At 71.9% G+C, this 23,865-nt stretch carries 22 protein-coding genes; 16 read left to right on the forward strand and 6 right to left on the reverse strand.

Translation table 11 applies throughout. From position 1 onward, the window contains the following. The 6 genes from IRX98_RS15200 to IRX98_RS15225 are packed head-to-tail and all read left to right on the forward strand — an operon-like array spanning window position 1 to window position 8,042. Window positions 1-2,274, forward strand: a complete 2,274-nt coding sequence (locus tag IRX98_RS15200; RefSeq protein ID WP_224278148.1) for an N-acetylneuraminate synthase family protein — start codon at window positions 1-3, stop codon at window positions 2,272-2,274. Beyond that, a complete protein-coding gene (locus IRX98_RS15205; RefSeq protein ID WP_224278150.1) occupies window positions 2,265-3,353 on the forward strand; it encodes a glycosyltransferase family 4 protein in 1,089 nt (362 codons plus the stop codon). The genes IRX98_RS15200 and IRX98_RS15205 overlap by 10 nt, the downstream gene beginning before the upstream one ends. Next, window positions 3,350-4,501 carry a hypothetical protein gene (locus IRX98_RS15210; protein ID WP_224278152.1) on the forward strand — a complete coding sequence of 384 codons (1,152 nt, stop codon included), beginning with the start codon at window positions 3,350-3,352 and terminating at the stop codon, window positions 4,499-4,501. The genes IRX98_RS15205 and IRX98_RS15210 overlap by 4 nt, the downstream gene beginning before the upstream one ends. Continuing rightward, a complete protein-coding gene (locus IRX98_RS15215; protein ID WP_224278154.1) occupies window positions 4,494-5,516 on the forward strand; it encodes a glycosyltransferase family 4 protein in 1,023 nt (340 codons plus the stop codon). The genes IRX98_RS15210 and IRX98_RS15215 overlap by 8 nt, the downstream gene beginning before the upstream one ends. Beyond that, window positions 5,513-6,625 carry a glycosyltransferase gene (locus IRX98_RS15220; protein WP_224278157.1) on the forward strand — a complete coding sequence of 371 codons (1,113 nt, stop codon included), beginning with the start codon at window positions 5,513-5,515 and terminating at the stop codon, window positions 6,623-6,625. Before IRX98_RS15215 ends, IRX98_RS15220 begins: the two co-directional genes overlap by 4 nt. Before the next feature lies 1 nt (window position 6,626). Further along, window positions 6,627-8,042, forward strand: a complete 1,416-nt coding sequence (locus IRX98_RS15225) for a sugar transferase (protein ID WP_224278158.1) — start codon at window positions 6,627-6,629, stop codon at window positions 8,040-8,042. A gap of 17 nt (window positions 8,043-8,059) precedes the next feature. On the opposite strand, the gene IRX98_RS15230 is transcribed toward IRX98_RS15225, so the two are convergent. Further along, on the reverse strand, window positions 8,060-9,601 hold the full coding sequence (locus IRX98_RS15230; RefSeq protein ID WP_224278160.1) for a tyrosine-protein kinase domain-containing protein: 1,542 nt from the start codon (window positions 9,599-9,601) through the stop codon (window positions 8,060-8,062). 81 nt (window positions 9,602-9,682) lie between these two features. On the opposite strand from IRX98_RS15230, the gene IRX98_RS15235 reads away from it, so the two are divergent. Both IRX98_RS15235 and IRX98_RS23565 read left to right on the forward strand, forming a co-directional pair. Continuing rightward, entirely contained in the window at window positions 9,683-10,540 is an 858-nt protein-coding gene (locus IRX98_RS15235) for a nucleotidyltransferase family protein (protein ID WP_224278162.1), read from the forward strand. After that, window positions 10,537-10,827, forward strand: a complete 291-nt coding sequence (locus tag IRX98_RS23565; RefSeq protein ID WP_224278164.1) for a PqqD family peptide modification chaperone — start codon at window positions 10,537-10,539, stop codon at window positions 10,825-10,827. The genes IRX98_RS15235 and IRX98_RS23565 overlap by 4 nt, the downstream gene beginning before the upstream one ends. On the opposite strand, the gene IRX98_RS15245 is transcribed toward IRX98_RS23565, so the two are convergent. Next, a complete protein-coding gene (locus IRX98_RS15245; RefSeq protein WP_224278206.1) occupies window positions 10,763-11,203 on the reverse strand; it encodes a VanZ family protein in 441 nt (146 codons plus the stop codon). The two genes, IRX98_RS23565 and IRX98_RS15245, sit on opposite strands and share 65 nt — an antisense overlap. A gap of 32 nt (window positions 11,204-11,235) precedes the next feature. Here IRX98_RS15245 and IRX98_RS15250 point away from each other — a divergent pair, with 32 nt between their 5' ends. From IRX98_RS15250 to IRX98_RS15270, 5 genes are all read left to right on the forward strand, one after another. Then, the gene (locus tag IRX98_RS15250; RefSeq protein WP_224278166.1) at window positions 11,236-12,318 is read left to right on the forward strand and encodes a hypothetical protein; all 1,083 of its coding nucleotides are present in this window, start codon (window positions 11,236-11,238) and stop codon (window positions 12,316-12,318) included. A gap of 154 nt (window positions 12,319-12,472) precedes the next feature. After that, the gene (locus IRX98_RS15255) at window positions 12,473-13,633 is read left to right on the forward strand and encodes an acyl-CoA dehydrogenase family protein (protein WP_224278168.1); all 1,161 of its coding nucleotides are present in this window, start codon (window positions 12,473-12,475) and stop codon (window positions 13,631-13,633) included. 202 nt (window positions 13,634-13,835) lie between these two features. Continuing rightward, window positions 13,836-14,786 (forward strand): type IV toxin-antitoxin system AbiEi family antitoxin domain-containing protein, encoded by a 951-nt coding sequence (locus tag IRX98_RS15260; RefSeq protein WP_224278170.1) that lies wholly within the window; start codon window positions 13,836-13,838, stop codon window positions 14,784-14,786. A 178-nt stretch (window positions 14,787-14,964) separates the two neighbouring features. After that, window positions 14,965-15,492 carry a type 1 glutamine amidotransferase domain-containing protein gene (locus tag IRX98_RS15265; protein WP_224278172.1) on the forward strand — a complete coding sequence of 176 codons (528 nt, stop codon included), beginning with the start codon at window positions 14,965-14,967 and terminating at the stop codon, window positions 15,490-15,492. Between the two features lie 90 nt (window positions 15,493-15,582). Further along, entirely contained in the window at window positions 15,583-17,499 is a 1,917-nt protein-coding gene (locus tag IRX98_RS15270; protein WP_224278173.1) for a pectate lyase-like domain-containing protein, read from the forward strand. Between the two features lie 7 nt (window positions 17,500-17,506). Here the strand turns inward: IRX98_RS15270 and IRX98_RS15275 are convergent, their stop codons facing one another. Beyond that, window positions 17,507-18,184 carry a dihydrofolate reductase family protein gene (locus tag IRX98_RS15275; RefSeq protein WP_224278174.1) on the reverse strand — a complete coding sequence of 226 codons (678 nt, stop codon included), beginning with the start codon at window positions 18,182-18,184 and terminating at the stop codon, window positions 17,507-17,509. A 30-nt stretch (window positions 18,185-18,214) separates the two neighbouring features. On the opposite strand from IRX98_RS15275, the gene IRX98_RS15280 reads away from it, so the two are divergent. Next, a complete protein-coding gene (locus IRX98_RS15280; RefSeq protein ID WP_224278175.1) occupies window positions 18,215-19,117 on the forward strand; it encodes a dihydropteroate synthase in 903 nt (300 codons plus the stop codon). 13 nt (window positions 19,118-19,130) lie between these two features. On the opposite strand, the gene IRX98_RS15285 is transcribed toward IRX98_RS15280, so the two are convergent. Together IRX98_RS15285 and galE are read right to left on the reverse strand one after the other, a co-directional pair. Further along, a complete protein-coding gene (locus tag IRX98_RS15285; RefSeq protein ID WP_224278176.1) occupies window positions 19,131-19,895 on the reverse strand; it encodes an N-acetylmuramoyl-L-alanine amidase in 765 nt (254 codons plus the stop codon). Then, complete coding sequence (gene galE, locus IRX98_RS15290; RefSeq protein WP_224278177.1) at window positions 19,892-20,905, reverse strand: UDP-glucose 4-epimerase GalE; 1,014 nt, start codon at window positions 20,903-20,905, stop codon at window positions 19,892-19,894. The genes IRX98_RS15285 and galE overlap by 4 nt, the downstream gene beginning before the upstream one ends. Before the next feature lie 42 nt (window positions 20,906-20,947). Here galE and gmd point away from each other — a divergent pair, with 42 nt between their 5' ends. Together gmd and IRX98_RS15300 are read left to right on the forward strand one after the other, a co-directional pair. Next, window positions 20,948-21,928, forward strand: coding sequence for a GDP-mannose 4,6-dehydratase (gmd, locus tag IRX98_RS15295; protein ID WP_224278179.1), 981 nt, complete (start codon window positions 20,948-20,950; stop codon window positions 21,926-21,928). Further along, complete coding sequence (locus IRX98_RS15300; RefSeq protein WP_224278181.1) at window positions 21,925-22,860, forward strand: GDP-mannose 4,6-dehydratase; 936 nt, start codon at window positions 21,925-21,927, stop codon at window positions 22,858-22,860. Before gmd ends, IRX98_RS15300 begins: the two co-directional genes overlap by 4 nt. A 114-nt stretch (window positions 22,861-22,974) precedes the next feature. Here IRX98_RS15300 and rfbA read toward each other — a convergent pair whose 3' ends face one another. Next, window positions 22,975-23,841 carry a glucose-1-phosphate thymidylyltransferase RfbA gene (gene rfbA / locus IRX98_RS15305; RefSeq protein WP_224278183.1) on the reverse strand — a complete coding sequence of 289 codons (867 nt, stop codon included), beginning with the start codon at window positions 23,839-23,841 and terminating at the stop codon, window positions 22,975-22,977. Window positions 23,842-23,865 lie beyond the last annotated feature (24 nt).

Genomic DNA, 23,865 nt, shown 5'->3' on the forward strand with positions numbered 1-23,865 from the left:
TTGATCATCGAGCGTGACCTCACGCCCTACGTCGTCTATTCGGGCGACCCGGTGCTGCGGGCCCTGGAGAAGATCACGGCCAACAAGTCGCGGGTGATCTTCCTCGTCGACTCCCACGGCCACCTCGACGGAGTGCTGTCCGACGGCGACTTCCGCCGCTGGTTGAGCCGGGCCGCAAGCCTCGACGTCGACGTGCCTGCGATCGAGGCAGCCAACACCTCACCGCGCAGCCTGCCGGTCGGCAGCAGCCCTGCCGAGATCGCTCACGCCTTCGGCTCCGGCATCGACCACGTCGCCCTCCTCGACGAGCGCGGCCACCTGGTCGCCATCGCGATCAACCGCGCCGACGAGCTGCGCATCGGGCGCCACGTCGTCGCCCCCGACGCCCCCGCGCTGCTGATCTCCGAGATCGGCATCAACCACCAGGGCGACGTGTCGCTGGCCAAGCAGCTCGTCGACCTGTCGGTCGAGGCCGGCGCCGACATCGTGAAGTTCCAGCTGCGCGACATGGAGTCGGTCTACCGCCAGGGCACCTCCGGCTCGGGCGGCGAGGACCTCGGCCCGCAATACACCCTCGACCTCCTCGCCAAGTACAACCTCGGCGCGGACGGCCTCTTCGAGGTCTTCGACCACTGCAAGGACGTCGGCATCGACGTCATGTGCACCGCCTGGGACCCGGTCAGCGTGGACCGGCTCGTCGACTACGGCATCCCCTCGCTCAAGGTCGCCTCCGCCGACATGACCAACCACGCCCTGCTGCGCCACATGGCCGCCAGCGGCACCCCCATGGTCATCTCCACCGGCATGTCCACCGAGGGCGAGATCCGCGAGACCGTCGACGTCGTGCGCAGCACCGGGGTGGCCCACGCGTTCCTGCACTGTCAGTCGACCTACCCGGCGCCCTTCAAGGACATCAACCTCGCCTACCTGACGCGACTCGCCGAGCTCACCCAGGCGCCGGTCGGCTACTCCGGCCACGAGCGCGGCTTCCACGTGCCGGTCGCCGCCGTGGCACTCGGCGCGCGCATCATCGAGAAGCACTTCACCGTCGACCGGGGGCTCGAGGGCAACGACCACAAGGTCAGCCTGCTCCCGGACGAGTTCAAGGAGATGGTGCAGCGGGTCCGCGAGGTCGAGGAGGCGCTGGGCACCAACGCGCCCCGTGTGGTCTCCACCGGCGAGATGATGAACCGCGTCAACCTCGCCAAGTCGCTCGTCGCCACGCGCCGGATCGAGGTCGGCGAGACCCTGCTGGCCGCCGACATCGACATCAAGAGCCCCGGCCGCGGCCTCCAGCCCAACGCGTACGACAAGCTGGTGGGGCGCACCACCTCGCGCGCGCTCGACCCGGGCGACTTCTTCTACGCCACCGACCTCGGCGACGCCGCCCCGCGCGGGCGCGACTACTCCTTCCGCCGCCCTTGGGGCCTGGCCGTCCGCTACCACGACATCGACGCGATGACGAAGGACACGACCCCCGACTTCCTCGAGTTCCACTTCTCCTACAAGGACCTCGACCTCCCCGTCGCCGACGTCTTCGCGAAGTACGCCGGCGGCCTGCCGATGGGCTTCACCACCCACTCCCCCGACCTCTTCGCCGGCGACTTCCTGCTCAACCTCGCCTCGGAGGACGACGCCCACTGGGAGCGCTCGATCCGCGAGCTCCAGCGGGTGGTCGACACGACCCGCGAGATGCAGCAGCACTTCACGAAGGGCGCTGACGCAAAGGCCGACAGCGCCGGTCCGGTCATCGTGGCCAGCCTCGGCGGCTTCACCACCGACGCCTTCGTCGCGCCGGCCGAGCGCGAGCAGATGTACGCCCGCGTGGCTGCGGGCCTCGCCCGCGTCGACGACTCCGGCGTACGCCTCTGCGCGCAGACGCTGCCGCCCTACCCGTGGTACATGGGTGGCCAGCTCTACTGCAACCTCTTCGTCGACCCGCGCGACACCGCCGCCTTCGCCGAGGAGCACGACCGCAGGCTGTGCTTCGACGTGTCGCACTCCAAGCTGTCGGCCAACTACCTCGGCATGTCGTTCGCCGAGGCCACCGACCTGCTCGCGCCCCACACCGAGCACCTCCACCTCGTCGACGCCACCGGCGTCGACGGCGAGGGCGTGCAGGTCGGCGACGGCGAGATCGACTGGGCCGTGCTCGCCCAACAGCTCGACGCGATGGCGCCCGGGGTGAGCTTCATCCCCGAGATCTGGCAGGGCCACGTCAACGACGGCGAGGGCTTCTGGATCGCCCTGGAGCGGTTGGAGCAATGGTTCTGAGGGCATCCCCTTCGCCGACGGCGCTCTGGGTGGTCCCGGTCAGCGACCTGGCCGGGGTGGCCCGCCACGTCCTCGACGTGGCCCGCGCGGGCATCCCGGGCTGGCGTCTCGTCGTGCTCGCGCCTCCCGGTGCGCTGCCGGAGCGGCTGCGCGACCTCGGCGCCACGGTCGTCGAGGTTCCCTTCGGCCCCGACCACGGGCTGCGCGCGTCCGTGGCGTCGCTGCGCGAGGTCGTACGCCGCGAGCGCCCGGCCGTCGTGCACAGCCACCTGTCCTACGCCGACATCGTCGTCGCCCTCGCGAGCGGCCGCGGCCCTCGGCTCGTCACCACCGAGCACGGCATCGCCCGCGACGACGTGGTCTACCACCGCTCCAGCGCCAAGGCGCGCGTGATGGCGGGCGTCCACACGCTGCGGCTGCGGCGCTTCGACGCGGCCATCGCGGTCAGCCGCGCCACCGCCGACGCGATGCGCGAGAAGTGGCACCCGCGAGTGCCGGTCACGGTCATTCCCAACGGGGTCGATGCGGTTTCGAGGCCCGCTGCGCTCGCACCTCAACCACCGAGGGTGCCGGGGCTGTGCATCCTGTCGCTGGCCCGGCTGTCGCCGGAGAAGCGGCTCCCCGCGCTGGTCGACGGCTTCGCCGAGCTGCACCGCTCACGACCCGAGGCCCGGCTCACGCTGGCCGGCACCGGCCCCGAGCAGGAAGCGCTCACGGCGCAGCTCGAGCGGCTCGGGCTCGCGGGCGTCGTCTCGATGCCGGGCTTCGTCGACCCGGAGGCCGCGATGGCCGAGCACGACGTTCTGGCCATGCTGTCGGTCTGGGAGAACTGCTCCTACGCCCTGCTCGACGCCGCAGCGCGCGGGATGGGCGTCGTCGCCAGCGACGTCGGCGGCAACCCCGAGATCCTCCCGTCCGCCTCGCTGGTGGACGCCGGCGACACCGTCGCGGTCGCGAAGGCGCTCGAGCGCCAAGGCCTCGACCTGACGACGCGACCTGGCCTTGACGACTGGCTCGGCGTCGACGACATGTGCGCGTGGATCGCGACGGCGTACGCATCTGCGGGAGCCGGGCGATGAGCCGCACCGACTCCCCCTGGGAGCTCCCCGACCGCACCCTGGCCAAGGCGGAGCAGGCCGATCGCGAGATCCGGATGTCGGACTTCGCGTTGATGGCGCTGCTTCCGTTCCGCGCGCTCGAGGTCTCGGGATACCCGGTCAACGAATTCGCAATGGCAGGGCTCGTCGTTCTCTGTCTCTTCAGGCCGGCCCGCGGTGGAGCTCGGCTGCCGGCGCTCGCCGTCATCGTGCTCGGCGCGCTCCTGGCGCTGCTGATCTACTCCGGCGTCACCAATGACGTCGAGTGGACCCGTCGGGTCGGGCACGTCGGGATCCTCGCTGGCCTCATCTGGGCGGGCGGGACGGGACGGCTGTCCCTGCGGTCGGTGGGCGCAGGGCTGGCTGCCGGCCTCATGGCCGTCATCGGTCTTGCGATCGTCGGGGTCGGTGGTGACACCTATGGCGACCGGCTCACCGGGTTCCTCGGCGACCCCAACGCCGGCGCCTACTTCATCGCAGTGCTGGGCACGCTGGCCATCTTCTTCTGCGACGATCGCTGGAAGGTCCGAGCGGCGGTGGCCGTGCCGATGGTCGTCGGCCTGGTGCTGTGCTTCTCGCGCACCGGACTGCTGGCGGGGGCGTTCGTCGCCGTCTGGGTGCTGATCGGCCGGCGACTGGGGACCTTCGGCGGAGCCGCCATGGCCGCCGCCCTGGTCTGGCTGGTCGACAACATCCCACAGGGCCTGACGACCGTCGGCCCCTTTTCCGACCGCTCCGGCAGCGATGCGCTTCGTGACCGCATCATCGCCCAGGAGCAGGTCGAGCTGGCAGGGGCGCCGTGGTACGGCAACGGCCCCGGCACCGCGATCGTGAACATCCGCGACCTCGACTTCTTCTTCCACAACAGCTATCTCGCCACCCGGCAGGAGGGCGGCTGGGGCGCTCTCCTGCTCGTGCTGGCCCTGCTCGTCCTTGCCTTCGTCCGCCTCTCGGACCATTCTCGGGCGGGCGACCTGGTGGCCGCGGGCGCGCAGGGCGCGATCATCGGCATCGGCGTCATGGCGATCACCCTGGGCGAGGTACTTCTCGACACACCGATGGCCGTCGCGGTGGCCCTTGCCCTCGGCCATGTGCTCCAGTCACCCGCGGAGGTCCCGCCGGATGCCTGAGCCGATCCACCTCGCCGCCAATCATGCGGTCCTCGGCGGCGGCGAGCAGGTGCTCGTCCGGTGCGCCGCGGCGCTGGTCGCGCTGGGCCGTTGCGTGGTCGTGGTCGCGCCCGACCGGCCGACCGACGTCCTCGACGCGGCGGCCGCGGTCGGCGCCGAGGTCGTCGCTCTCCGGGCCGGCGACCGCCGCGAGCACCTCCACCGCCTCCGTGCGTGGGACCGCCGCGATCGCACGGGGCTGCTCTGGTGCCACGGGCTGGCGCCCTCCCTCGCCACCGCCGGGCACCGTCGCCGTTTCGTCCACCTTCACCAGCTGCCACGCTCGCGGGCCCAGCGCGTCGCGCTCGCGGTGGCGCGCGTCGGGGCCGAGCGAGTCCTGGTGCCCTCGCACGCCCTCGCCTCGCAGGTCACGGGCGCCCAGGTGTTTGCCAATTGGACCGACACGGTCGAGCCCGAAATCCGTGGCGGGTCGCAGAGCCGGGTGGGATTCATGGGCCGGCTCTCCACCGACAAGGGCGCCGACCTCGTCGCGCGTGCCCTCTCTGCGCCCGACCTCGCCGGCACCACCCTCGTCGTGGCTGGCGACGACCGCTGGGTGCCGGCCGAGCAGCAGCTGCCCGTCGCCGAGGCACTGACCAGCATCGGCGACCGCGTGCGCCGCCTGGGCTGGGTGACGCCCGCGGCCTTCTTCGCCGAGGTCGACCTGGCGGTCTTCCCGAGCCGGGTCGCGGAGTCCTTCGGCCTCGTCGCCGCCGAGGCGATGGCTGCCGGCGTCCCCTTCGTCGTCTCCGACGCCGGCGCGCTGCCGGAGGTCGCCGGGCCCGAGCACCCCTGGGTCGCCCGGGCCGGCGACGCCGACGACCTCGCAGCCGTCGTCGCCCGCGCGCTCGCCGCGACGCCCGAGGAGGTGCGCCTCGTGACCGACCGGGCGCGCGAGCGTTGGGAGGATGAGTACTCACCGCAGGCCGGCCGGTCGCGGGTGGAGCGACTGCTGACGGACCTGGGGGTGTCATGAGCGCGCGAGCGAGCGTGGCGATCGCCCACGACTACCTCACCCAGCGCGGCGGAGCCGAGCGCGTGGTGCTGAGCCTGATGCGCGCCTTCCCCGAGGCGCCGGTCCACACCACCCTCTACGACCCCGACGGCACCTACCCCGACTTCGCCGGCGCCGACATCCGCACCTCGCCGCTCAACCGCATCGGTGCCTTCCGGCGCGACCACCGCCTCGCGCTCCCGCTCCTGGCTCCCGCCGCCTCCCGGATGCGCGTCGACGCCGACGTCGTCGTCGCCTCGAGCAGCGGCTGGGCGCACGGCTTCGACGCCCCCGGCCGCACGGTCGTCTACTGCCACAACCCGGCCCGCTGGCTCTACCAGACCGACGAGTACCTCGGCGGCACCGCGTGGCGCTCCCCCCTCGGCCCGCCCCTGCTGGCGATGCGGCCGATGCTCAAGCGCTGGGACCGCGACCGGGCCGCGCAGGTCGACGTCTACCTCGCCAACAGCCGCGTGGTGCAGCAGCGGATCGCGACGACGTACGGCCGTGACGCCGAGCTCCTGCCGCCGCCCCACGGCATGGACGCCTCGGCCCCCCGTGAGGCGGTGCCCGAGCTCGCGGGCTGGGACCCCGGCTACGCGCTCGTGGTCTCGCGGCTGCTGCCCTACAAGAACGTGGACGCCGTCATCGAGGCCGTACGCGGCACCGGACGGCGCCTCGTCGTCGTCGGACGCGGCCCCGAGGAGGCACGGCTGCGGGCCACCCTGCCGGCGAACGTGCGGCTGCTCGGCGGGCTCAGCGACGCCCAGCTCCGCGCGGTGTACGCCGGCGCGGACGTGCTCGTCGCGGCCAGCCACGAGGACTTCGGCCTGACCCCGCTCGAGGCTGCGGCCTTCGGTGTCCCGGCGGTGGCGCTGCGCGGCGGCGGCTTCCTCGAGACCGTCGTCGAGGGCGAGACCGGGATGTTCTTCGACAGCCCCGAGCCCGAGCTCATCACCGCCGCGCTCGAGAAGTCCGACCACCACGGCTGGGACCCTGACAGACTCGTGATGCGGGCCGAGGAGTTCGGGGAGGCCCGCTTCATCGACCGGATCCGCTCGATCGCACTGCGGGAAGACAGGGGGCTCTGACGTGCGGCCAGAAGGCATCCGCCTCCTCCCGTGGTTCATCGGGGTCATCGACCTCGTCATGATCACGGCCGCGACTGCGATGGCCATCCGGTTCCGGCTCACGCTGCCGATCTTCGCCACCTCCGGCGACGTCCTGGAGAACACGGTCCTGGCGAGCGGCTTCTTCGTCGCGACCTGGATCGTCATGCTCTCGATCTTCGGCACCTACGAGCGCCACGTCTTCGGCGCGGGCACCGAGGAGTTCAAGCTCGTCGTCAACGCCTCCTTCTTCACCGCGGCCCTCGTCGCGACGATGGCGTTCCTCATGCAGTACCCCCTCTCCCGGGGCTTCTTCGTCCTGCTCTTCCCGATCGGCGTGCTGCTGCTGCTGATCGGGCGGCTCATCTCGCGCCGGGTCATCCAGCGCCTGCGCAGCACCGGGCACTTCAACGAGAAGGTGATCCTGGTCGGGACGCCGGGCTACATCGGCGAGATCCACACGGTGCTGGCGCGCGAGTCGTGGCTGGGCTACTCCGTGATGGGGTGCCTGGTGCCGAGCGACTACGCCGGGCTGGAGCGCACCTCCACCGGCCTCGAGGTCCTCGGGCACAGCGAGGACGTACGTGCGGTGGTCGACGAGCTCGCGCCCGACATCGTCTTCTTCACCGCAGGCGCCGTCAGCTCCTCCACCGCGCTGCGACGCCTGGCGTGGGACCTCGAGGACCACGCCAACGTGCAGATCATCGTGGCGCCCAACGTCACCGACGTCTCCAGCGAGCGGGTCCGGATCCGACCGGTGGCGGGCCTGCCGCTGATGCACCTGGGCCGCTCGCGCTCGCAGCTGGCCACCAACGACGCCAAGCGCGCCTTCGACGTCGTCGGGGCACTCACCATCCTCCTCCTCGTCTGGCCGCTGCTGGCCTTCCTGATGATCTGGGTCAAGCGCCACGACGGCGGTCCGGCGCTCTTCCGCCAGACCCGCGTCGGGCGCGAGGGTGCCGAGTTCACCTGCCTCAAGCTGCGCTCCATGTCGGTGGACGCCGAGCAGCGCCTTGCCGACCTCGACCCGCGCGCCGACCACGTCCTCTTCAAGTCGACGACCGACCCGCGCGTGACCCGGCCTGGGCGCTTCATCCGCCGCTTCTCGCTCGACGAGCTGCCCCAGCTCTGGAACGTCGTACGCGGCGAGATGAGCCTCGTCGGCCCGCGCCCGCCGCTGCCGGCGGAGGTCGAGAAGTACGAGGACGACATGCTGCGCCGGCTCAACGTGCTGCCCGGCATGACCGGCCTCTGGCAGGTCTCCGGGCGCTCGGACCTCTCGTGGGAGGACACCGTGCGCCTCGACCTCTACTACGTCGACAACTGGTCGATGGTCCAGGACCTGCTCATCCTGGCGCGCACGGTCACCGCTGTGCTGGCCAGCCGCGGGGCGTACTGACCCTGTCCCTCGCGGGGTCAGGACTTCGCGGCCTTCTCCGGCGCGTCGGCGTTCTTCTCAGCCTTGGCCTCGGTCTTCGACTCGGCCTTCGACTGGGCCTTCGCCTCGGCCTTGGCCTCGCTCTTCGCCTGCTTGCGCCGTCGGCCCTTGCCCGCGGTCGAGTAGGCCTCGCGGGAGCCGTACTCCGCCTTGTAGCCGCCATAGCCTCCGTAGCTGCCGTAGCCACCGCCGTAGGCGATCGCGGCGGCGCCCTTGACCGGCGCCTTGTTGAGCACGACGCCGAGCAGGCGGCTGCCGACCTGGTCGAGGATGCGGCGGCACTGCTGGCTCTGCTCGATCTGCGTCTTGCCGGCCGCCTGGACCAGCAGGGCACCGTCGCAGAAGGCCGACAGGAGACCGGCGTCGGTCACCGGCAGCAGCGGCGGGGCGTCGAGGATCACGAGGTAGTCGACCGAGAGCTCGTCGACGAACTGCTTCATCCGCAGCGAGCCGAGCAGCTCGCTCGGGTTGGGCGGGATCCGCCCGGCCGGCAGCAGGCTCAGGTTGGGCATGCCGGACTCGATGATGACCTCGCGCACGTCGACGTCACCGGCCAGCGCCTGGGTGAGGCCGACGGCCCCGTCGACCTCGAAGGTCGTCGCGATCATCGGGCGACGCAGGTCGGCGTCGATGAGCAGCACCGGGGTGCCGGCCTGGGCGACGAGGCGGGCGATGTTGGAGGAGACCGTCGACTTGCCCTCGCCGGCCAACGCGGAGGTGACCACGATGCGCCGGGGCTCGTTGTCGACGTCGACGAAGCGCAGGTTGGTGCGCAGCTGGCGGAAGGCCTCTGCGGCCCGTCCCAGGTCGCCACGCACCCCGCGGTGGACACGGCCCAGCGCGTCCTCCTTGGGGATGATGCCCAGCACGGAGGCGCCAGTGGCGTCCTCGACGTGCTTGGCGGAACGGATGCGGCGGTCGACCAGGCGGCGGCCCACGAGGAAGGCGTAGGCCAGCGCGAGGCCGCCGATCGCCCCCTTCATCGCGGCGTTGCGGTAGTCCGGTGTGAACGGCGCGCTTGGCAGCTGCGCCTGCTCGAGCGGGATGATCCGCGTGAGCGGCTCCTCGCGCGGGTTCTCCTCGCCGGTCTCGATCTGCTGGGCGACGACGACGACCGCCTCGACGACGGCGTTGGCGAGGTCGCGCGCCTCCTCGGGCGTGCTGCCGACGGCCGAGACGGTGAGGGAGTTGACCTCTGCGTCGACCGAGGCCGAGAAGCGTCCCGCGATGGCGCTCGGCGGGATGGCGAGGTCGAGGTCCTCGACCACCTGCTCGGCGACCGGGGTGGTCGAGACGAGGAAGGCGTAGAGGTTCGCCTTGTCTTCGGCGAGCGTGGCGTTGCCCTGCTCCTCACCGGCCGTGGTCGCCTGGCCGACCCGCACCAGTCCCGAAGAGGTCGCCGAGTAGAGCACCGGGTCGCGGGTGGTCTTGCCGATCATCAGGAGGGCGCCGAGGATCGTGCAGCCGACCAGCACCCACACGTAGGCGCGGCTCAGCCGAACGAAGTCCCCGAACGTCATGCTCGCGAGTGTAGGCCGTGCACCGCGACCGCCCGGCCGATTCGGCGACACTCGCCGAGGCGCGGCTGGCACGATGGCCGCATGAGCGAGGATTCGGACGTACGGGCGGCGCCCATCGCCGCACGTGTCCACCTCGCCCACGCCGTCGTCCAGAAGCTCGCCGACGACGCCGGCATCGACCTGCTCCACCTCAAGGGACCCGCCGTCCTGCCGGGGCTGCGGGCTGAGGGCCGCCACTCCAGCGACGTCGACGTCCTGGTCCGCCCGAGCCACCTCTCCCGTCTCGTCGCCGCCGTGGAGTCGGTGGGCTTCGAGCAGCGCACCGGCTTCGCCACCGGGTCCGTCTTCGCCCACGCCGCGAACTGGTGGCACGACGACTGGGGCTGGGTCGACGTGCACGTCAGCTGGCCGGGGGTCACCGTCGACGCCGAGCAGGCCTTCGACGTCCTCGCCCGCGACCGCGTCGTACGCCCCATCGCCCACCGCGACTGCCACGTGCCCGACCGCACCGCCCAGCGGCTGATCCTCGTGCTCCACTCCGCACGCTCGGGCGGCACCGCCGACCTCGACCACGCGTGGAGCGGCGCCGAGCCGCACGAGCAGGACGCCGTACGCGCCCTCGCCGCCGAGCTGCGCGCCGAGGTCGCGCTCGCCGCCGGCATCGGCGAGCTCGAGCTGCACCGCGACGACCCGACCTACCTGCTCTGGCGCCACGTCACGCAGGGCGGGAGCCGGCTCGACGAGTGGCGCGCCCGCCTCGCCGCGGCGACCACGGTGCGCGCCAAGGCCGAGCTGCTGACCGCCGCGATGCGGGTCAACCGCGACCACCTGCGCATGGAGCTCGGGCGCGCACCGACCCGCACCGAGGTGCGGGCCCGACAGCGGCTGCGGGTGCGACGCGCCGTCACCGAGCTCTCGAGCCGGGTGAGGCGCACGTGAGCGAGCTCCACTACCGCATCGCCGACGACATCGCGTGGGTCAGCGAGGAGGACCTCGACGGCGGCGAGGTGCCCACGGCCTACCTCACCCGCCTGCCGAAGGGTCCGCCGATCCTGCTCGAGGGCTCGGGGTGCGTGGTGTGGCTGGCGATCGCCGAGGGCGGCACGCTGGCGGAGATCACCGCCGCCGCCGCGGCGATGACCGACGTCGCGCCCGAGGAGATCAGCGAGGACGTGGCGACGCTGGTCGACCAGCTCGTCGTGATCGGTGTCGTCTGCGAAGAGTGAGCGCGAGCGCGCCGAGCGCCGCACCCAGGGTGTTGGCGACGAGGTCGTCGACGCTGCCGATCCGCTCGAGCCAGCGCGACTGGACGACCTCGATGGCTGCCGAGCACACCCCCGCCACCAGCACCGCCGTCCACCACCTCCCCCGCAGGAGAGCGACCAGCAGCGCGCCCACCGGCACGAAGAGCAGCACGTTGAGCAGCACGCCGTAGTGGTGCGGCAGCGCCCATTCCGGCGCGATCGGCCAGTCGTAGCGGAAGAACGTGTAGCACCGCACGGTCAGGTCGTTGAGGTCCTGGCCCCAGGGCCCGGCCACCAGCACACCGAGCCCGACGGCGTACGCCACCGACGCGACCACCAGCATCCGGTGATCGCGCATCCAGCTCACGGCGCCACCCTAGAGTGGGCGCCGTGAGCACACAGGCAGGTCCGCCGGCCGTGGTGGTGGCGGCCCTCGGGGTGCCGATCGGGATCCCCGTCACCGGCGACGCCGTCGACCGCCTGCGCGGGCAGTGGAGCCGCGCGCTCACCGACGCCGCGCCCGTCACGGTCGTCGACCTCACCGACCTCACCGGCAACGGGACCGACGACATCGTCCACGACTACGCCATCACCTCCCGCGTCACCATGGCCGCGCTCGAGGCCACCGCCGGGCGGCGCATCAACCTCCACGCCGGCGCCGTCGCCGACCCCGAGGGCCGCGCCCTCGCGCTGGTCGGGGCGTCGGGGACCGGCAAGACCACCGCCGTACGCCAGCTGGCCGGGCGGCTGGGCTACCTCACCGACGAGACCACCTCCGTCGACGCCACCCTGGCCGTGCACCCGCACCCCAAGCCGCTGTCCGTCATCCCCGCCGGCGGGTCACCGCACCTCAAGCAGTCCCTGTCGCCCGACGAGCTCGGCCTGGTGCACCCGCCCGCGCAGGCCTGGCTGCACCGCATCGTGCTGCTGCACCGCGGCGAGGACGACGACGGCCTGGTGCCGCTCGCGCCCGCGCACGCGATCGCCGAGATGGTGACCCAGAGCTCCTCGCTGGCCCTCCTCGAGCACCCGATCCTGCGCCTGGCCGACACGATCGACGCCTGCGGCGGCGCCTGGGCGCTGCACTACCGCGAGTTCGCCGACTGGATCGACGACCTCGTCCACCTGCTCGACGTCGAGGGCCAGCCGCCCGCCCCGCGGCTGCACCACCCCGGCGTCGCCGACGTACCCGCCCCGCCGGGCGACACCTGGACCCGCGCCCCGTGGCGCGACGCGGTGGAGTACGACGACGAGCTGGTGCTGATGGTCGACGACCGGGTCCACGTGCTCGCCGGTCTCGGCGTCGTGATCTGGCTGGCGCTCGAGGTGCCCTGCTCGGCCGGCGAGCTCGTCGCCCGGGCCCAGGAGCTCTGGGGCGAGCACCCCGAGGCGCCCGGCCTGGTCTCCGACGCGCTCGCGCTCATGACCGACGAGGGGATGATCGCCCCGCCGCTCTCGTGGCCGGCGGGCTGAGGGCTCCTTCCCTGTCGTCGCGTTCCCCGGGTACCCGGGGAAACTGGAGCCTCCACCCCGAAACTTCGCGGGTGAGGCTCCAGTTTGGGACCGGAACCTTGACCCCCGGGCCGCCGACTTCGAGCCCGCGGACGACGCCGGTAACGTGCGTCACATGACCGCACGCCGCCAGCTGCCCACCGACGAGGCCCGCGACCTGCTCGCCCTGACGCGCGAAATCGCCGCCAAGGAGCTCGCGCCGCGGTCGGCCGAGGCGGAGGCCACCGAGACGTTCCCGCGCGAGGTCTTCCGCATGCTCGGCCAGGCCGGCCTGCTGTCGCTGCCCTACCCCGAGGAGGTCGGCGGCGGCGACCAGCCCTACGAGGTCTACCTCCAGGTGCTCGAGGAGATCGGCGCGGTGTGGTCCTCGGTCGGCGTGGGCGTGTCCGTCCACGCGCTCTCGTGCTTCGGCCTCGCCGAGTTCGGCACCGAGGAGCAGAAGGCGCGGTGGCTGCCCGACATGCTCGGCGGCGAGTTGCTCGGCGCCTACTGCCTCTCCGAGCCGCACGCGGGCTCCGACCCCGCGGCGATGCGTACGACCGCGCGCCGCGACGGCGACTCCTACGTCCTCAACGGCGCCAAGGCGTGGACGACCCACGGCGGCCACGCCGACTTCTACAAGGTGATGGCGCGGACCTCCGACGACCGCAACGGCATCTCCTGCTTCCTCGTGCCGTCCGACACCGAGGGGCTGTCCGCCGACCCGCCGGAGCGGAAGATGGGCCTCACCGGCTCCGCCACCGCGACCATGCGCTTCGACGACGTACGCATCGACGCCGACCGCCTCCTCGGCAACGAGGGCGACGGCCTGCGGATCGCGCTCGCCGGTCTCGACTCCGGCCGCCTCGGCATCGCCGCCGTGGCCGTCGGGCTCGCCCAGGGCGCCCTCGACTCCGCAGTGGCGTACGCCCGTGAGCGGGAGACGTTCGGCTCGCGGATCATCGACCACCAGGGCCTGGCCTTCGTGCTCGCCGACATGGAGGCCGCGATCGTCTCGGCCCGCGCCAGCATGCTGCACGCTGCGCGCCTCAAGGACGCCGGCCTGCCGTTCTCCCGCGAGGCCTCGGTCGCCAAGCTCGTCGCCACCGACAACGCCATGAAGGTCACCACCGACGCCGTGCAGGTCCTCGGGGGCTACGGCTACACCCGTGACTTCCCCGTCGAGCGCTACATGCGTGAGGCGAAGGTGATGCAGATCTTCGAGGGGACCAACCAGATCCAGCGGATGGTCATCTCGCGTTCGCTGGCGAAGGACAACGCCGGCGCCATCGGCTGAGGCGGGCTGCCTTCCCCGCCGTCGCGTTCCCCGGGTACCCGGGGAAACTGGAGCCTCCACCCCGAAACTTCGCGGGCAAGGCTCCAGTTCGGCACCCGAAGCCTCCGCGTCGAGGCCGCCGACGAACCTGCCGAAGCGGCGGTCTGTCCACAGGCGCCAGATCGCGGGGTTCGGCACCCCGGCCGCCGGGCAGTCGGCTTGCATGTCCACCACCGACCTCATCGACCTCACCGGCGTCGTCGTGCTGAGGCGCGAGCTCCTCGACTCCGGCTACACGGACCGCCAGATCCGCACGAGGGTCAAGAGCGGCGAGCTGCACCGCGTACGGCACGGCAGCTACTGCGACGCGACGCTGTGGGACTCCCTCAGCCCGGCCGACCGTCACCGCGTGCTGTCGCGGGCTGTCCTGGCGCGAGCCCATCCCAGCACGGTGCTCACCCACGTGTCCTCGGCGATCGAGCAGGGCGTTCCCGTGTGGGGCCACGACCTCACGAAGGTCCACACCACCCGCACCGACGGCCGCGCCGGGCGCAAGGAGTGCGACCGCGTGCAGCACGCCGGCTCGATGCCGGGCTACCACGTCAAGGTGGTCAACGGTGTGCCTGTCTCCCTCGCCACGCGCTGCGCCGTCGAGATCACGACCGTCTCCACCGTCGAGTCTGCGCTGATCACCGTCGACGGCCTGCTCCACGCAGGGCTGACGACGACGAGCGGCGTACGCCAGTTCGCCCACCGCACCCGGTGGTGGCCCAACAGCCTGCGCACCAACGTCGTGCTGCGCCTGGCGGACGGGCGGCGGGAGTCGGCGGGCGAGTCGCGTACGGCGTACTTCTTCTACAGCCAGGGGTTGCTCATGCCCGAGCCCCAGGTCTGGATCCTCGACGAGCGCGGCGCGAGGTTCGCGCGGGTGGACTTCGCGTGGGTCGAGCTCGGTGTGTTCCTGGAGTTCGACGGGAGGATCAAGTACGAGCTCCATCGGCGGCCGGGCGAGACGCTCGAGGAGTTCCTGCTGCGGGAGAAGGAACGCGAGGAGCGCATCTGCCAGCTCACCGGCTGGGTCTGCATCCGCGTCACGTGGGCCCAGCTCGGGGCGCCCCAACAGCTCGCGGCGCGGATCCGCAAGATCCTCGAGTCACGGCGCAGGGCCGCCTGAGCGCACGGGCGCGGAGCTCACTGGCTCAAACTGGAGCCTCCACCCCGAAACTTCGGGGGTGAGGCTCCAGTTTCCCCGGGTACCCGGGGAACGCGGCGCGAGACGCGACGCAAGGCCACCCCCAGCCCCCACCCCGAAGGCGGTTGTCGCCCACCCACCCGCGAGCGAGCGTGGAGGCATGTCCAAGCGAATCGCATTCCTGACCGCATCCGAGGGCGTCGAGGAGGTCGAGCTCACGAAGCCGTGGCAGGCCGCCGTCGACGCCGGCCACACCGCCGAGCTCCTCTCGCTCGACGAGGGCGAGGTCCAGCTCTTCCAGCACCTCGACAAGTCGAGCACCCAGCGCGTCGACCGTCGCGTGGCCGACGTGGCCGTTGCCGACTACGACGCGCTCGTCCTGCCCGGCGGCGTCGCCAACCCCGACGCCCTGCGCATGGACGAGGAGGCCGTGGCCTTCATCCGTGACTTCGTCGACTCGGGCAAGCCCGTCGCCGCGATCTGCCACGCGGCGTGGACGCTCGTCGAGGCCGACCGGGTGCAGGGCAAGCGGGTCGCGAGCTGGCCGAGCCTGCAGACCGACATCCGCAACGGTGGCGGCGAGTGGGTCGACGAGGAGGTCGTCGTCGACGGCAACCTCATCACCAGCCGCAACCCCGACGACATCCCGGCCTTCTCGCAGGCGCTGCTCGACACCCTCGCGGGCTAGTCCGTCTCAGGGGCGGACCCCCGGGTGTGGCGGTGGTCACACGGATGGTGCATCCTGAGTGGAAGCGCTCTCACACCCGGGAGGTCCCCCATGTCCCATCCGCTTCCGCACCCCCGCCGACGTCGTCGTACGTCGTTGCGTGCCGCTCTCACGGCCCTCGCCCTGACCGCCGTCGGGCTCACCGCTCCCACCATCGCCCCCAGCAGCGCGGCACCCGCCGCCGCACCCGTCGAGGCGCCTGACCTCGGCGACCGCGTCATCGTCTTCGACCCGAGCATGCCGACGGCGGAGATCCGCGAGCAGGCGGACGCGATCTGGCAGCAGCAGGTCGACGCCGAGATGTCGGAGGAGCGGTGGAGCCTGCTCTTCCTCCCCGGCACCTACGGCACGCCCAGCGAGCCGCTGCAGATCAAGGTCGGCTACTACACCGAGGTCGCCGGCCTCGGCGCCGACCCGTCCGACGTCGTGATCAACGGCAAGGTCGAGGTCTACAACCGCTGCCTGACCGACGGCCCGACGCAGCCCTACTGCGTCGCGCTCAACAACTTCTGGCGCTCGCTGTCCAACCTCACGATCGACGTCAACGGCACCGGCCAGGACGGCTGCCGCGCGTCGGCGAACTTCTGGGCGACCTCGCAGGCCGCCTCGCTGCGCCGCGTCGACATCCGCGGCGGCAACCTCTCGCTGATGGACTACTGCACCGAGGGTCCGCAGTTCGCCAGCGGCGGCTACCTCGCCGACTCCCGCGCCGGTGAGGTGATCAACGGCTCGCAGCAGCAGTGGCTGACCCGCAACAGCGAGGTCGCGAACTGGTCCAACGGCGTGTGGAACCAGGTCTTCGCCGGCACCATCGGCGCCCCCTCCGAGGCCGGGTTCCCCACCCCGCCCTACACCACGCTCGACCAGACCCCCCTGAGCCGCGAGAAGCCCTACCTCCACCTCGGTGACGACGGCGACTGGCAGGTCCGCGTGCCGAGCGTGCGCACCGACTCGCGCGGCACCAGCTGGGCCGGCGGCACCACCGCCGGCAAGGACCTGCCGCTCTCGGCCTTCCACGTCGCCAGCCCGGACCAGTCCGCCCGAACGATCGCCAAGGCGCTGGACCGCGGCAAGAACCTGCTGCTCACCCCCGGCGTGTACGACGTCGACCGGAGCCTGGTGATCCGCCGTGACGACACCGTCGTCCTGGGCCTGGGCCACGCCACCCTCACGGCCGTCGGCGGCGCCACCCCCGTCGTCGTACGCCCCGAGGCGACCGGCGTGGTCGTCGCGGGCGTCACCATCGACGCCGGCACCCGGCTCTCGCCGAACCTGATGCACATCCAGGGCCGTCCCGGCCGCTCCGGCGACAACCGCCCGGCGGCCGCGGCGCCGACCACGACGCTCAACGACGTCTACTTCCGCGTGGGCGGCCCCCACATCGGCAAGGCCGACGTCTCCCTTCGCATCGACGCCGACGACGTGCTCATCGACCACGCGTGGGTGTGGCGTGCCGACCACGGCGTCGAGGGCTTCACAGCCGGTGCGGTGGGCGACACCGACCGCTGGAACACCAACATCGGTCGCGTCGGCGTGATCGTCGACGGTGACCGCGTGCGGGCCACCGGCCTCTTCGTCGAGCACTACCAGGAGTTCAACACCATCTGGAACGGCGAGCGGGGCGAGGTCGTGCTCTACCAGAACGAGCTGCCCTACGACCCGCCCTCGCAGGCCGACTGGACCCGTCCCGACGGCACGCTCGGCTGGGCCGGCTACAAGGTCGCCGACGACGTTCGCCGCCACCAGCTCTACGGCGGCGGGGTCTACGTCTTCAACCGCAACGACCCCTCGATCACCACCGAGAGCGGCTTCGAGGTGCCCGAGCGCGCCGGCGTACGCCTCCACCACGTCCTGACGGTCAACCTCGAGGCGGGCAGCATCGAGCACGTCGTCAACGACACCGGGGCGCGCGTGGACAGCAACGCGCCCGGCGTCCCGAGCTACGTGGTGGACTACCCGGCTCCCTGATCCGGGATCACTCCACCAGCCAGCGCCCCAGCAGCGTCCCGTCCTGCTCCAGCAGCAGGGCGGGACGCAGCGCGACCTCCACCTCCGCGCCGGTGGCGATGCGTACGGCGTCGCCGCCGGTGAGGGCCGGCACGATCGTCCAGCACAGCTCGTCGACGACCTCGGCGGCGAGCAGGTCGGCGAACAGCGACGGCCCGCCCTCGCACAGCTGCTCGCCCCAGCCCCGCTCCGCCAGCGTGGCCTTCAGCAGGGCCAGGTCGATCTCGTCCTCGCCGAGCACGAGCACGTGCTCCTCCCCCAGCTCCTCGCGGACCTTCGCCAGCCCGTCGGCCGACGCCACGGTCGCCATCAGGATCCGCCCGCGCGGGGCGTCGGCCAGCGTCGGCGGCAGGTCGGCCGAGCGGCTCACGACCACGAGCGGGATCGACGGGACGTCGTACCCCTCGTCGCGCAGCGTCCCGGCGCCGACCACCAGGCAGTCTGCGCGCCTGCGCAGCGCGTCGAAGACCCGCTTGTCGGCGTCGTTGTTGATGCTCTTGCTGACGCCGTCGGAGCCCTGCGCGGCACCGTCGACGGTGCTCACGAAGTTGACGCGGAGCCACGGCTCCCGTGACGGCGTGTACGCCGCCGCCAGCTCGTCGTCGGACAGGTCGGCCAGCCGCTGCAGCTCGAGGGATTCGCTCACCGCTTCATCCTGCCCCCTACCCTTTCAGGCGTGATCACCCTTGCGGACCTGGCGGCGCTGCAGAACGACCACGGCGCGGCATGGGAGCACCCGGTGGCGCCCGTGGTCCTCGACGGTCCCCGCGGTCCCGTCGTCATCGGCGACGGCCCGCTGACCCTGATGGGGTGCGTCAACCTCTCCCGCGACTCGACCTACCGCGAGAGCGTGGCCACCAGCCCGGCTGACGCGGTCCGGATGGGCCGGATCCAGGTCGCGCAGGGTGCGGGCGTCATCGACCTCGGTGCCGAGTCGAGCAACGCGAAGGCTGCCCGGGTCTCCGCCGAGGACCAGGTCGCGAGCCTGGTGCCGGCGGTGAAGGGACTGGCCGACGAGGCGATCGTGTCGGTCGAGACCTACGAGCCCGAGGTCGTGCGCGCCTGCCTCGACGCCGGCGCCCGCATCCTCAACATGACCGGCCGCCAGCACGAGGACGAGATGCTGGCGCTCGCCGCTGAGTACGACGCCGCTGTCGTCATGTGCTTCGGCGAGACCGCCAACGTCCGCGAGATCGCCGACGTCCCGCCCGACGCCGACCCGATGCCGGTGCTGCTCGACCACTTCGCGCCCCGCATCGCCCACGCCCGCTCGCTGGGCGTCGACAAGGTCGTCGTCGACCCCGGCATGGGCTTCTACTACGGCAACCTCGTCGACCCGCCCACGCGCGCCCGCCACCAGGCCCGGGTGCTGGCGCAGGTCTTCCGCCTGCGGCCCCTCGGCGTGCCCGTCTGCAACGCGGTCCCCCACTCCTACGACATCTTCGGCGACGAGTTCCGCAAGGCCGAGGGCTTCTACGGCGTCTTCGCCGCGCTGGGCGGCACGCACCTGCTCCGCACCCACGAGGTGCCGCACCTGCGCAGCGTGCTCCGGGGCGTCGCCGAGCTCGCGGTGCGCTGACGCCGGCCGTGCCTCAGCCCAGGAAGGCCCGCACCCCGGACACCAGCCCGCGGGCGTAGCGGGCGCGACCCCTCGGCGAGGTCATCACCCGCGCCTCGGCCGCGTTGCGCATGTTGCCGAGCTCGACCACCACCGTCGGCACGTCGGAGAGGTTGAGGGTGGCCAGGTCGGAGCGGACGTCGAGCCCGTCGCCGCCGGCGACGTAGGTGGCGAGCCCCAAGCGATGCGCCAGCAGGGCCGTACGCACCCGCGCAGCCAGCACCATCGAGGAGTCGTGGATGTCGTCGGTCCACGGAGCCCGGTCGGCCGGCGCGATGACGTGGAAGCCGCGCGCGCCGGCGGCGTACGACCCGTCGGCGTGGATGGACAGCTTGAGGTCGGCGTCGATCGCGTTGCCCGCCCGGCCGCGCGCGTCGACGCACGGTCCCCAGCGGTCGTCGCGGTTGCTGTGGCGCGTCAGGCGCACGGTCGCCCCGAGCTCGCGCAGCTGCCGGACCACGCGGCGCGAGACCTGCCAGTTGAAGGTGGCCTCCGGGTAGCCGCCGGCGGTCGCCGTACCGGTCGTGTTGCACGGCTTGGTGAAGCCCCCCGCCGGGACGGGGGCGTTGATGCGCGCGGGGAAGTTGCGGTTGCCGAGCTGGTGGCCGGGGTCGACGACGACCGTGCGCTCCGCGAGTGGAGCGGCGGCCCGCTGCGCGTCCACCGGCACGGCGGACGCCGGCGGCGCGAGAGCAACGCCCGACGCCAGCAGGAGGGCGGGGACGAGCCGCCGCCTCACCCGGCGAACCCGCGCGGGTTCTGCTCCTGCCAGCGCCACGCGTCGGCGGCCATCTCGTCGATCGTCTTCCTGGTGCTCCAGCCCAGCTCGGCGTTGGCCTTGGACGGGTCGGCGTACGACGTCGCCACGTCGCCGGGGCGTCGGGCCACGACCTCGTAGGGCAGCTCGCGGCCGACGGCCCGCTCGAAGGCGTGCAGCAGCTCGAGCACGCTGGTGCCGTGGCCGGAGCCGAGGTTCCAGGTGTTGACGCTCTCGGTGGTGGTGGTCAGCGCCTCGAGCGCGGCCACGTGCCCGGCCGCGAGGTCCTCGACGTGGATGTAGTCGCGCACACCGGTGCCGTCGACGGTGTCGTAGTCGTCGCCGAAGACCGACAGCTTCTCGCGCTTGCCCACCGCGACCTGCGCGATGAACGGCATCAGGTTGTTGGGCTTGCCCGAGGGGTCCTCGCCGATCGTGCCGGACTCGTGCGCGCCGACCGGGTTGAAGTAGCGCAGCAGCGCCACGCGCATGTCCGGGTCGGCGGCGGCGACGTCGCGCAGGATCTGCTCCTGCATCACCTTGGTCCAGCCGTAGGGGTTGGTCGCGAAGGTGGGCTGGTCCTCGGTCGCCCCGGCCTGGTCGGTGCCGTAGACGGTGGCGCTGGAGGAGAAGACGAGCTTGTGCACGTGGTGCTTCTGCATCGCCCGCACGAGCGAGAAGGTCGAGCCGAGGTTGTTCTCGTAGTAGTCGAGCGGCTTCTCCACGCTCTCGCCCACTGCCTTGTAGCCCGCGAAGTGGATCACCGCGTCGAAGTCCTCGGTGGCGAAGAGGTGCTCGGTCTTGTCGTGGTCGCACAGGTCGAAGGAGTGCATCGGCAGGCTGGTGCCGGTGAGCGACTCCATCCGCCCCAGCACCACCGGGTGGGAGTTGCTGAAGTTGTCGACGATGACGACGTCGTGGCCGGCGGCGACGAGCTGGATGACGGTGTGCGAGCCGATGTAGCCGGCGCCGCCGCTGACGAGGATCTTCATGCCGATCACCCTAACGACCGCAGGCTTTGACAGACTGCGGGCATGCCCAGCGCTCTCATCACCGGAATCACCGGCCAGGACGGCCTCTACCTCGCCGAGCTCCTCCTCGAGAAGGGGTACGACGTCCACGGGTTGATCCGCGGCCAGAACAACCCCCGTCGCGAGCTGGTCGAGAAGGTCGTCCCCGACGTCCAGCTCCACAACGGTGACCTGACCGACCTGTCCAGCCTGATGCGCGCGATGCGCGACTCCCAGCCCGACGAGGTCTACAACCTCGGCGCGATCTCGTTCGTCGCCTACTCCTGGGAGAACGCCTTCGTCACCAGCGACGTGACGGGCATGGGCGTGCTCAACATGCTCGAGGCCGTACGCCTCCACGCCGGCGACGACCCGTCGTCGATCCGCTTCTACCAGGCCTCGAGCTCGGAGATGTTCGGCAAGGTGCAGGAGGTGCCCCAGTCGGAGAGCACCCTGCTCTGGCCCCGCTCGCCCTACGGCGTGAGCAAGGTCTACGGCCACTACATGACCATCAACTACCGCGAGTCCTACGGCATGCACGCCTCCTCGGGCATCCTGTTCAACCACGAGTCGCCGCGCCGCGGCCCCGAGTTCGTGACCCGCAAGATCAGCCAGGCCGTCGCCCGGATCCACCTCGGTCAGCAGGACTCGATGGCGCTCGGCAACCTCGACGCGCAGCGCGACTGGGGCTACGCCGGCGACTACGTCGAGGCGATGTGGCGCATGCTCCAGCAGGACGAGGCCGACGACTACGTCATCGCCACCGGCGAGACCCACTCGATCCGCGACTTCCTCGACCTCGCCTTCGCCCACGTGGGCATCGACGACTGGACCAAGCACGTCACGCAGGACCCGCGCTTCATGCGCCCCGCTGAGGTCGAGCTGCTCATCGGCGACGCCTCGAAGGCCAAGGACAAGCTCGGCTGGACGCCCACGGTGTCCTTCCCCGAGCTCGTCGCGATGATGGTCGACAGCGACATCGCGGCGGTCAAGGCGGGCTGGTGACGGCTCGGGCCCTCATCACCGGCATCGGCGGCCAGGACGGCACCTACCTCGCGGAGCGTCTCGTCGGCGAGGGCATGGAGGTCCACGCCCTCGTGCTGTCCGCCGACGGGCACCCGGCGCACTGCCCCGACGAGGTCGTCCTCCACACCGGGGACCTCGGCGACCTCGCGGCGACCCGCGACCTGGTGCGCGAGGTCGCGCCGAGCGAGGTCTACAACCTCGCCGCGATCAGCTCGGTCGCGCAGTCGTGGGACGAGTCCGACCTCACCGCCCACGTCAACGGGCAGGCAGCCGTCGCGCTGATGGAGTCGGCGCGCCTCGTGGGCGACGTACGCCTCGTGCAGGCCTCCAGCGCCGAGATCTTCGGCGAGCCGGCCGAGTCGCCGCAGACCGAGTCGACGCCCGTCGCGCCGCTCAACCCGTACGGCGCCGCCAAGGCCTTCGCGCACCTCTCCGCCCGCGTCTTCCGCCAGCGCGGCCTGCACGTGTCGAGCGCGATCCTCTACAACCACGAGTCGCCGCGCCGCCACGAGCGCTTCGTGACCCGCAAGATCACCTCGACGGTGGCCGCGATCGCCCGCGGCGACGCCGACGAGCTGGTGCTCGGCAACCTCGACGCCCGCCGCGACTGGGGCTGGGCGCCCGACTACGTCGACGCGATGGTGCGCGCCGCGCGGGCCGACGAGCCGTCCGACTACGTCGTCGCGACCGGGCGCGCCCACTCCGTGCGCGAGTTCGTCGCCGCCGCCTTTGCGGCCGCCGGGGTCACCGACTGGGAGCACCTCGTGCGCCAGGACGAGCGGTTCTTCCGCCCCGCCGACCCGACCGAGCTGGTGGGTGATGCGTCGAAGGCCCGCGAGGTCCTCGGCTGGGCGCCGACGGTCGGCTTCGAGGAGATCGTGGCGCGGATGGTCGCCGCCGACCTCACCTGAGCGTCGTACGCCCGGGGTTCACGCCTCAACCTGGAGCCTCGCCCCCGAAACTTCGGGGTGGAGGCTCCAGTTTCCCCGGGTACCCGGGGAACGCGACGGCACCGGGGAACGCCCTCACCCGTGCTGCAGCAACCCCAGCAGGTACTCCCCGTAGCCGCTCTTGCGCAGCGGCCCGGCCCGCTCGACCAGCTCGTCGTCGGAGAGCCAGCCCATGCGCCAGGCGACCTCCTCGGGCGCGCCGACCTTGAAGCCCTGGCGGCCCTCGATGGTGCGCACGAAGTTGGAGGCGTCGTTGAGGGAGTCGAAGGTGCCGGTGTCGAGCCAGGCGGTGCCGCGCGGCAGCACCTCGACGTGGAGGCGCCCCTCCTCGAGGTAGCGGCGGTTGAGGTCGGTGATCTCGAGCTCGCCGCGCGCCGACGGCTCGAGCTCGGAGGCGTACTGCACCACGTCGTTGTCGTAGAAGTAGAGCCCCGGGACGGCGAAGTCGCTCTTGGGGTGCTCGGGCTTCTCCTCCAGCGACAGCGCGCGGCCCTGGTCGTCGAACTCGACGACGCCGTACGCCCGGGGATCGGCCACGTGGTAGCCGAAGACGGCGGCGCCGTCGAGCTCGGAGAAGCGCAGCAGCTGGTGGCCCAGGCCGGAGCCGTAGAAGATGTTGTCGCCGAGCACGAGCGCGGAGCGCTGGTCGCCGATGTGGTCGGCGCCGATGACGAACGCCTGCGCCAGCCCGTCGGGCGAGGGCTGGACCGCGAAGGTCAGGTTGATCCCGAACTGCGAGCCGTCACCGAGCAGCCGGTGGAAGCCGTCGGCCTCGTGGGGCGTCGTGATGATCAGCACGTCCCGGATGCCGGCGAGCATCAGCGTGGACAGCGGGTAGTAGATCATCGGCTTGTCGTAGACCGGGACCAGCTGCTTGCTGATGCCCTGGGTGATCGGGTGCAGTCGCGAGCCGGTGCCACCGGCCAGGATGATTCCACGCATGCGCCCCACCCTAATGTGGCCATG

It is taken from the genome of Nocardioides lacusdianchii (assembly GCF_020102855.1).
GTDB lineage: Bacteria > Actinomycetota > Actinomycetes > Propionibacteriales > Nocardioidaceae > Nocardioides > Nocardioides lacusdianchii.